This is a genomic window from uncultured Escherichia sp., assembly GCF_948475835.1.
Taxonomy (GTDB): Bacteria; Pseudomonadota; Gammaproteobacteria; order Enterobacterales; family Enterobacteriaceae; genus ECMA0423.
The window spans coordinates 1-9,011 of sequence record NZ_CAOLGM010000152.1 but is presented as its reverse complement, the minus strand read 5'-3'; the positions used below and the strand labels follow the sequence as shown (position 1 = coordinate 9,011).

Annotated in this window: 10 protein-coding genes; 3 read left to right on the top strand and 7 right to left on the bottom strand. The window is 48.0% G+C overall.

Annotation, left to right across the window (positions count from 1 at the left end; translation table 11 throughout):
- Positions 1 to 172: 172 nt before the first annotated feature.
- Complete coding sequence (gene uspC, locus QZF50_RS20945) at positions 173 to 601, top strand: universal stress protein UspC (protein WP_000122426.1); 429 nt, start codon at positions 173 to 175, stop codon at positions 599 to 601.
- A 6-nt stretch (positions 602 to 607) separates the two neighbouring features.
- Here the strand turns inward: uspC and otsA are convergent, their stop codons facing one another.
- From otsA to araF, 5 genes are all read right to left on the bottom strand, one after another.
- Positions 608 to 2,032: an alpha,alpha-trehalose-phosphate synthase gene (gene otsA / locus QZF50_RS20940; RefSeq protein ID WP_001295646.1), complete on the bottom strand. Its 1,425-nt coding sequence runs from the start codon at positions 2,030 to 2,032 to the stop codon at positions 608 to 610.
- The gene (gene otsB, locus QZF50_RS20935) at positions 2,007 to 2,807 is read right to left on the bottom strand and encodes a trehalose-phosphatase (protein WP_001295645.1); all 801 of its coding nucleotides are present in this window, start codon (positions 2,805 to 2,807) and stop codon (positions 2,007 to 2,009) included. Before otsB ends, otsA begins: the two co-directional genes overlap by 26 nt.
- 166 nt (positions 2,808 to 2,973) lie before the next feature.
- A complete protein-coding gene (araH, locus tag QZF50_RS20930) occupies positions 2,974 to 3,960 on the bottom strand; it encodes an arabinose ABC transporter permease AraH (RefSeq protein ID WP_000100203.1) in 987 nt (328 codons plus the stop codon).
- 14 nt (positions 3,961 to 3,974) lie between these two features.
- Positions 3,975 to 5,489 (bottom strand): arabinose ABC transporter ATP-binding protein AraG, encoded by a 1,515-nt coding sequence (araG, locus tag QZF50_RS20925; RefSeq protein ID WP_001187810.1) that lies wholly within the window; start codon positions 5,487 to 5,489, stop codon positions 3,975 to 3,977.
- A 69-nt stretch (positions 5,490 to 5,558) separates the two neighbouring features.
- Positions 5,559 to 6,548: an arabinose ABC transporter substrate-binding protein AraF gene (araF, locus tag QZF50_RS20920; RefSeq protein ID WP_000548675.1), complete on the bottom strand. Its 990-nt coding sequence runs from the start codon at positions 6,546 to 6,548 to the stop codon at positions 5,559 to 5,561.
- A 796-nt stretch (positions 6,549 to 7,344) separates the two neighbouring features.
- Here araF and QZF50_RS20915 point away from each other — a divergent pair.
- Positions 7,345 to 7,848 (top strand): non-heme ferritin-like protein, encoded by a 504-nt coding sequence (locus QZF50_RS20915; protein ID WP_000179469.1) that lies wholly within the window; start codon positions 7,345 to 7,347, stop codon positions 7,846 to 7,848.
- 78 nt (positions 7,849 to 7,926) lie between these two features.
- On the opposite strand, the gene yecJ is transcribed toward QZF50_RS20915, so the two are convergent.
- Together yecJ and azuC are read right to left on the bottom strand one after the other, a co-directional pair.
- Positions 7,927 to 8,178, bottom strand: a complete 252-nt coding sequence (yecJ, locus tag QZF50_RS20910; RefSeq protein WP_000082127.1) for a DUF2766 family protein YecJ — start codon at positions 8,176 to 8,178, stop codon at positions 7,927 to 7,929.
- A 114-nt stretch (positions 8,179 to 8,292) separates the two neighbouring features.
- Positions 8,293 to 8,379 (bottom strand): stress response protein AzuC, encoded by an 87-nt coding sequence (azuC, locus tag QZF50_RS20905; protein WP_010723106.1) that lies wholly within the window; start codon positions 8,377 to 8,379, stop codon positions 8,293 to 8,295.
- Positions 8,380 to 8,641: 262 nt separating this feature from the next.
- Between azuC and QZF50_RS20900 the strand changes: the two genes are divergently transcribed.
- Positions 8,642 to 8,965, top strand: coding sequence for a YecR-like lipofamily protein (locus QZF50_RS20900; protein WP_001237869.1), 324 nt, complete (start codon positions 8,642 to 8,644; stop codon positions 8,963 to 8,965).
- Positions 8,966 to 9,011 lie beyond the last annotated feature (46 nt).

Here is a 9,011-nt window from a genome sequence, read left to right as displayed (position 1 = left end):
ATTTTCTTATAATTACATTTGAAATTATATGATCACCGGGAGTGATTGATTAATTGTCTTTACTAATAATCAGACTAATATTTACCTGTTTGACCGAGTTGGGATTGCGTCGTTTCTCCATTAGGAGTAAAGCTTTAATGTCACCTGAAGTTCACAGAATAAGGAACAGGTTATGAGCTATAGCAATATTCTTGTCGCTGTTGCGGTTACACCGGAAAGTCAGCAACTGCTGGCAAAAGCGGTATCTATCGCCAGGCCAGTAAAGGGACACATCAGTTTAATTACTCTCGCTTCCGACCCGGAAATGTACAATCAATTAGCCGCGCCGATGCTTGAAGATTTACGCAGCGTGATGCAAGAAGAAACGCAAAGCTTTCTTGATAAGTTAATTCAGGATGCGGGGTATCCCGTTGACAAGACGTTTATTGCCTACGGTGAGTTAAGCGAACATATTCTGGAAGTATGTCACAAACATCATTTCGATTTGGTGATTTGCGGTAATCACAATCACAGTTTCTTTTCGCGAGCATCCTGCTCGGCGAAAAGAGTTATTGCCTCAAGTGAGGTCGATGTGCTGTTAGTTCCACTTACGGGAGATTAACCGCTCCTACGCAAGCTTTGGAAAGGTAGCAACTTTATCGCGCTGCTGGCTTTCCGCGCTTCGCGGAACTATCTGCTTTAGGTCGCTAATGAAGCACTCCTGCCAGTGGTTAATATCGTTTTTCACGATAACGTCCAGCATTTCTGCATGACGGGAAATACGTTCCGCCAGCGACATAGTCAATGCACGATCCAGCGCAGCTGCAACTTCGTCACGATCGTAGGGGTTAACAATTAACGCCGACGTTAACTCGTTTGCCGCTCCCGCAAATTGCGAAAGAACAAGAACGCCCGGGTTGGCTGGGTCCTGAGCAGCAACATACTCTTTTGCTACCAGGTTCATCCCGTCACGCAGTGGCGTCACTAAGCCCACGTCAGAGTAGCGGAATATTTTCATCAGTAATTTACGGTCAAAATGCTGATTCAAATAATAAAGCGGCGTCCAGCCTAATTGCCCGTATTTACCATTAATTCGTCCAGCTTCATTTTCGAGCTGATGACGAATATCCTGATAGGCTTGCACATCACCACGCGACGTTGGTGCAATCTGGGTATAACGAATTTTACCATGATGCTGCGGATATTTTTCCAGCAACGCTTCATAGGCGAGAAAACGCTCTGGCAAACCTTTGGAATAATCCAGCCGTTCGACAGAAAAGATATTTTGTACGTTTTTCAGTTCCGCTTTAAGTTGCGCCAGTTTTGGCGGCAGTGGCCCGGCAGCCTGTTTGGCTATTTCTTTCGGTTCAATGCCGATCGGGTAGACTTCTGTTCGAAATGCTTTGCCCCAGGCTGTATGGCTTTTTGCGCTACGTGTCGTGACGCGGGTCAGGTTAGAAAGACAATCCAGGAACGCCAGACGATCGTTTTCTGTCTGGAAACCCAGCAAATCATAATCACAAAGCTGTTCAAGCAAGGTGTCATATGTCGGCAGCGCGTTGAAGATTTCCGGTGTCGGGAAAGGAATATGCAGAAAGAAACCAATGCGATTATTCACTCCCCGTTTGCGTAATTCATGCGCAAATGGCAACAGGTGATAATCGTGGATCCAGATAATGTCATCGTCTTGCAACAGCGGCAGTAATTTATCTGCCAGCAACGCATTTACGCGTAGATAGCCGTCCCAGGCAGGACGCTGAAATTGCACCAGATCGAGCCGATAATGAAAAGCGGGCCAGAGAACGGCATTGGAGAATTGGTTGTAGTATTCGTCAAGGTCCTGTTCGCTGAGGTTAAAAGAGGCCCACGTAATGTTACCTTTTTTCACCTTTTTTAGTGGCTGATCCTCATTCCCTGTTTCACCACTCCAGCCAAACCACAGTCCGCCTGCGGCTTTCAGTGCCCCCAGTATGCCAACGGCAAGGCCACCGGCACTGGCGGCGTGCTCGTCTGGTGGTGCAATCCGGTTAGATACTACGACTAAACGACTCATAGTCATCACTCCTGTTATTTTCTCTTTTTTGTTGTAATGCGGTGGTTATCATTTCAAGCCAGCTCCAGACATCCGGCACACCCGCCAGTCGCCATGATGCCTGAGTTGCACCTGTGCCAATTTTCACTGACATTCCGCCCAGTCGGTTAACGACTGCGAAGCCAGATTCATCGGTTAAATCATCGCCCAGAAATACGGGCGTTCGCCCGATAAAGGGAGCTTCCTGCATAAAAGCTGCAATTGCCTCACCTTTACTGGTACCTCTCGGTTTGATCTCGACAACACACTTTCCCTGCTGTAACGCCATTTGTGGCCAGATCTGAGTAATACGTTGCGCTAATGTCATTAATGCGTCTTCATGCTGCGGAGCCTGACGATAATGCAGCGCAAAAGCCATCCCTTTCGCCTCCAGCTCCGCGCCGGGATACTGAGCGATGACTGTATGCAGTTGCACGCTAATATCACGCGCAATCGCATCCGGCAGATGAACGATATGCGTTTTACCATTGATGTCACGGCGCTCCGCCCCATGCACGCCCGCTAACGGGAAGCGATAAGGTTTTGCCAGTGCGTCAAGCTCCACCATTGAGCGCCCTGATATCAATGCCAATGCACCATCACTTGCGGTTGCCAGTAGCTGTAGTCCTTGCAGAATGTTGTCAGGCACGACGACCTGATCGGGATGCGGTTTGATTTCCGCCAGCGTTCCATCAAGATCAAAAAACCAGGCATATTTCGCGGATAGTTCAGGGGTTTCGGTTAACGGTTCTGTCACCCGGCTCTCCTCCTTCTCTTTTCTTATTGTTTTGCGCAGAACGCGCTTTACAGACATGTAAGTATAGACAGTGTGACGGGGGTCGCCATTTGCAATGAAGAACAGCCAACCGTTGTGGCGGCTGGCTGTGGTGGGAAAAAACGTTAAATTGTTGTGGAAAAAAGCATCAGACAGTGCGTTTCGCTTTTTGCTTGTAACGGTCGAAGATCACCGCTGCCAGCAGGATTAAGCCGCGAACCACGTACTGCGCGAAAGGAGAAATATTAAGCAGGTTCATGGCGTTTTCCACGGTGCCTAAAATTAAGATACCCGCCACCACATATGAGATTTTTCCGATGCCACCTTTCAGAGAAACGCCACCTAAAACGCAGGCGGAGATAACAATAAGCTCATAACCAATCGACGTCATTGGCTGCCCACTAGTCATACGTGAAGCCAGAATAATTCCGGCTATCGCAGATACCAGGCCAGAGAGAACAAAGATAATAATTTTGGTGCGAACAACCGGTACACCCGCCAGACGCGCAGCCTCTTCGTTCCCGCCAATCGCCAGGGTGTTACGACCAAAGGTGGTTTTATTCAGCAACAAACCAAAGATAATCAGACACGCGACGGTGAGCCAGATTGGCGCAGGCAGACCGAACCAGTTAGCGTAACCAAGGGCAAAGAAGCTTTCATCTTCGATACCGACCGCTTTACCGTCTGAAATGATGTACGCCAGACCTCGAACAATCTGCATCGTTGCCAGTGTTGTGATCAGAGCATTTATTTTCAGTTTGGCGATAACAAAGCCATTGACCAGGCCACAGAGAATGCCAAGCAGCAACCCCGCTGCCACGCCAATCCACAGGCTTTCAGTCAGGTTGATAACCACCGCCGTGGTGACACCCGCACAGGCAATTACGGAGGCGACAGAAAGGTCAAAGTCACCGGAAGCAAGGCAGAACAACATGCCACACGCCACCATCCCCGACATGGAAATTGCCAGGCCCAACCCTTTCATATTAATGAAGGTGGCAAAATTTGGGACAAAAATGGCACAGGCGATAAAGAGCACCGCAAACACCACCAGCATGCCGTACTGATCCCAGATACGCCCGAAGCTGAATGACGACTTAGGTGCGCCAGAACCCGATGTAGAAACAGAAGACATCATACTCTCCTTACTCAGGCAACTGCCTGGCTGACTTTAGGCATCGCAAGGCTCAGTGCCTGACGCTCATCTGCCTGCTCGTGTAACAATTCACCGGCGATTTCACCTTCCCGCATCACCACAATCCGGTCGGCAACGCCGAGGACTTCAGGTAAGTCGCTGGAGGCAAACAGCACCGCCACACCCTGCGCCGCCAGCGCATAAATTACGTTATATATTTCGTGCTTAGCACCAACATCAATGCCGCGCGTAGGTTCATCCAGCAAAATGACCTTCATCTCTTCCGATAACCAGCGGCCCAGAATGGCTTTTTGCTGATTTCCGCCTGAGAGATTCATGATCAGTTGCTCAGCGCCCGGCGTTTTGATGTTGAGCGAACGAATGTGGTGATCGGCATTGTTTTCTTCCCAACCGTTGTTGATTACACAACCGCCGAGCACATGTTTACGTCTGGCACTGATGTTGATATTGTCGCGAACGGAGTGCACGGGAATAATGCCTTCCGCTTTGCGATCTTCCGGGCAGAGCATCATGCCTGCGGCAATGGCGTGGCTCGGTTTACGAATATCGATCGGCTGTTGGTCGATATAAACCTGACCGGCGGTGATTTGCGTCCCGCCAAACAAGCCTTTCATTAATTCGCTACGCCCCGCCCCTACCAGACCAAACAGCCCAACAATTTCACCACTGCGAACCGCCAGACTTATTGGCGTACGCACGCCTGGTGCTTTCACAGCATCAAGACGCAGGCGCTCCTCGCCATAACTACGAGGTTGCCAGCCGTAGATATCGCCAATGTCGCGCCCGACCATCGCCTGCACCAGCGCGTCGTGGTCAACCTGCTGCATATCGGTAAAGGTTTTGACATAACGTCCATCTTTAAAGACAGTGATGGCATCGCTGAGGGCAAATATTTCTTCCATACGGTGAGAAACGTATAAGATCACCCGCCCCTCTTTTCGCAGTTCACGAATAACGCGGAAAAGATTGTCGATTTCGCGGGCAGAAAGGGAGCTGGTTGGCTCATCAAAGGCGATAATTTTAGCGTTACGCGCCAGCGCCTTGGCGATTTCAACCATCTGCCACTGACCAATGGAGAGATATTTCAGCGGCGTGTCCGGGTCAATATCCATACCAAGATGTTTAAGTTGTAAACCCGCCTCATAATTCAGCAATGAGCGATTCACAATGCCGCCTTTATGCGGCAGCTGGCCGAGATAGATGTTTTCCGCGACGGTCATTTCCGGCACGAGATGCAGTTCCTGGTAAATAATCGCCACACCCGCGTTAAGTGCTGCGGTCGTGTCGGAAAAGGACATTTCCTGCCCATTAATCACTACAGAACCCGTGGTTGGCGCATAGTTGCCGCTGAGGATTTTTAAGAGAGTTGATTTTCCTGCGCCATTTTCACCCATCAACGCATGAACCTGACCGGCATAGCAGTCAAAACTAATATCCGTCAGCGCCTTAACGCCGGGAAACGTTTTACCGATGCCGCGAAATGAGAGATACGGGGTAGACTGTTGCATAACGTCTCCGTGAATCACTGGTCGTTCACACCCCCTCTGCATCATGCAGAGGGGAATTTTTCCGGCAAATTACTTACCGCCTAAACCTTTTTTCTCCAGTTCTTCTTTAAAGTTGTCACGCGTGATCAGCACCACGTCGGTAACTTCGGTAAATTTTGGCGGTTCAACGTCTTTTGCTACCCAGTTGTAAAGCATTTCGCTGGATTTATAGCCATGTACGTCCGGGCTTGGCAGCAGGGAACCGTAGAAGCCGGTTGCCTGTGCTTTAGACAGTTCGCTCACCGCATCCACACCGTTAATGCCAATGCCGATGATATCGGCAGCTTTAAAGCCCTGACCTTCCGTCGCGCGTACGCCGCCCAGCACGGTGCTGTCGTTCATACCGACGATCAGCCAATGTTTAACTTCCGGATGTTGAACCAGCATTGAGTTGGCAGCGTCAAATGCCCCCGGGATGTCGTTAGATTTGGTAGGTACCTGATAAATTTGTTTTTCCGGGAATCCGGCCGCTTTCAGCGCATCCATAGAACCCGTTGTACGGCGACGTGCCGTATCCAGTTCGTTGGCGGTAATCGCCATCACCGCGCTTTCTTTGACATCCCAGCCACGTTTCTGCATCTCTTTATACAGTTCCTGACCCTGACGTTCGCCAATTTTAGTCGCCGCCATCATCACCAGCGGAACGGTATCCATTGGCTTACCTTTGGCGTTAACAAACTGGTCATCCACGGCAATGACTTTCATATCGTAGCCACGCGCTTTCGCGACGATGGCAGAGCCGAGTTTGGGGTCCGGAGTACAAATAACGAAACCTTTTGCGCCACTGGCAGCCAGGCTGTCGATCGCGTTCAATGTTTTTTCGCCATCCGGCACGGCAATCTTAATAACCTCAAACCCTAAATCCTTCCCGGCTTTATCGGCAAACTTCCATTCGGTCTGGAACCACGGCTCTTCCGGTTGCTTCACCAGAAAACCGAGCTTCAGGTTCTCCGCCATAGCGGATTGTGACATAACGGCTGCCAGACCAATGGCTGCCAGGGCTTTAGTAAATTTGTGCATGGTTCTCTCCAGCTTTAGTGTCGTTTTGTGTAGGGCAAAAACGAATGACTTTCGTTAAATTAATCGGAAAACAAAGCATTACCTTTTAACTAAAAGATAAGTGACCGTGTTGACATAGTTTTAGCGAGAAATTAATTCTCCATAGGAGAGCAATATCACATCGCAGAATTACAGTGAGAACGTGCATAAATTTAGCGGGAAAAGACATAAGGGAAAGCCAATTTGTCAGACAAATTGTCGAATGCACAGCAGATTAATCCATAAGATTAGCCTGGAAATCCTTGTTGTCTTTGGTACCCATGCGGGATGTCTTCTTTTTAACCAGTCAATAGGCCGCATTACCTGGCGTTGAGTTTTTGAAATGGTGTAATAACCGCAACTCAAAGATGTGGAAAATGCACGTCATTCATTTCGTCATTAATTATCACTGTGCTCATTAATTAACAGAACACGTATAATGAGAGCCATCTCGCAAAAATGAAAAAACGTTTTATAAAATCATCACTTCATCATGAATTCAAATTCATTGATTAATATCAACAAGATACAAAAAGCACTATCATTAAAATTCATTGCAGTTACATTGATTTCATCAATGAAATGTAAAAATATATAAACTTGATGATTTAAGCATTTTCTTATACCCGTTCAGACGTTATTCTTATTTCAGATCATCGTCAGAATTGACTCCACGATCACATTTCGGACCGGCAGAAAGGAATTATTCTGCAAACAGTAATTATGGTGTTTTGATTTATCTTGCACCTCTCCACTTCTGGATATAAGGATATTAGGTATGGCAACCGCTGGAATGCTTCTCAAACTCAACTCTCAAATGAACCGCGAGTTTTACGCATCCAATCTCTACCTTCACCTGAGTAACTGGTGTTCTGAACAGAGTCTGAACGGCACCGCCACTTTCCTTCGCGCCCAGGCACAGAGTAATGTGACCCAAATGATGCGCATGTTTAACTTTATGAAGAGTGTCGGCGCTACCCCCATCGTTAAAGCCATTGATGTTCCCGGTGAAAAACTGAACTCTCTGGAAGAACTGTTCCAAAAAACGATGGAAGAATACGAGCAACGTTCTAGTACGTTGGCACAGTTAGCCGATGAAGCGAAAGAACTGAATGATGATTCAACCGTCAATTTCCTGCGCGATCTGGAAAAAGAACAGCAGCATGATGGTCTGTTGCTGCAAACCATTCTTGATGAAGTGCGCAGTGCGAAACTTGCGGGTATGTGCCCTGTGCAGACCGACCAACATGTTCTGAATGTCGTGTCACACCAGCTGCATTGATCATCATCGGCGCTAATGCATTGCGCCGATGAAGGTTTTGAGAAACCGCTGCCTCATCTGTTTGAAGCAGCGGTTTTTTTAATGGGATTCACCCTGTGGGGTAAACTTGAGTTCAATAAGCGCGATGGCTTTTTGGATTGCCCGCATGGTGACCGGGTCTGCGGCGGCGGGATGGTTAGTAAAGTCGATATTCTTCAGCTGACTGGACATTTTTTCACGAACTTCAACGGGCGCGATTACATCGAGAACATCCAGAATTTGTTTGATAACCAACTGGCAAGCAACCACATCAGAAACCAGTTCCTGATCGGCATTCAGCGGCTGGGACATCGTAAACTCCTGATAGCATTTTGAAAGCCGTTATAGTAGCGGCTTCACATCTTCAGCGATAGTCACATCCACCGTCATCAGGACACAAAAAAACCTGCCGGAGCAGGTTTTTTGTTATCGGAACATATTGCCTGGCGGTACGTCTTTGAACGTCTTGCAATAGTTATTGAACATACTTTTCAGGATTTTGCGCAGTTTCATCGCGGCACTCCGACCATTTGTTATACAGGTGTTATTGTCTTTGCGCTTATAATATGACAACCATCACAAAAATCAATCTTTATGTGATACAAATCACATAAATACCCCTTTAATGTTATAAAAATGATAATCAAAAAACAGCCCCCCTATTTCTGACACCTACAGATGGCAAGAAATAGCGCCTGCCAGGCGTCTTTTCCGGCCATTGTCGCAGCACTGTAACGCGTAAAATAGTGCTTTCTCTTACTCTTCTGGCTGGACCATGAGACTTCTGATTCTGACTCTTTCATTAATAACGCTGGCGGGGTGTACGGTTACTCGCCAAGCCCATGTGAGCGAAGTTGACGCGGCAACAGGTATTGTACGGTTAGTTTATGACCAGGCTTTTTTGCAGCATGCCCATACCGATCGTTATGTCAGTCGCGGGATCGCCGATCGCGCATGCCAGCAGGAAGGTTATACCCACGCGGTCCCCTTTGGTCAGCCAGTAGGCAACTGTAGCCTTTTTGCGGGTTCCTTATGTTTGAATACGGAATTCACTTTGTCATATCAGTGCCATCATTCCGCCTTCCCTGTCTTTCTCTAAATATTTTAATCAGCGAGGGGATCTTCGCTGATTAAAGAAATAGCGG

Excerpts from the sequence above, each read along its gene's own strand:
- uspC (WP_000122426.1), top strand. The coding sequence starts at position 173 with ATGAGCTATAGCAATATTCTTGTCGCTGTTGCGGTTACACCGGAAAGT.
- otsA (WP_001295646.1), bottom strand. The coding sequence starts at position 2,032 with ATGAGTCGTTTAGTCGTAGTATCTAACCGGATTGCACCACCAGACGAG.
- araH (WP_000100203.1), bottom strand. The coding sequence starts at position 3,960 with ATGTCTTCTGTTTCTACATCGGGTTCTGGCGCACCTAAGTCGTCATTC.
- araG (WP_001187810.1), bottom strand. The coding sequence starts at position 5,489 with ATGCAACAGTCTACCCCGTATCTCTCATTTCGCGGCATCGGTAAAACG.
- araF (WP_000548675.1), bottom strand. The coding sequence starts at position 6,548 with ATGCACAAATTTACTAAAGCCCTGGCAGCCATTGGTCTGGCAGCCGTT.
- QZF50_RS20915 (WP_000179469.1), top strand. The coding sequence starts at position 7,345 with ATGGCAACCGCTGGAATGCTTCTCAAACTCAACTCTCAAATGAACCGC.
- yecJ (WP_000082127.1), bottom strand. The coding sequence starts at position 8,178 with ATGTCCCAGCCGCTGAATGCCGATCAGGAACTGGTTTCTGATGTGGTT.
- azuC (WP_010723106.1), bottom strand. The coding sequence starts at position 8,379 with ATGAAACTGCGCAAAATCCTGAAAAGTATGTTCAATAACTATTGCAAG.
- QZF50_RS20900 (WP_001237869.1), top strand. The coding sequence starts at position 8,642 with ATGAGACTTCTGATTCTGACTCTTTCATTAATAACGCTGGCGGGGTGT.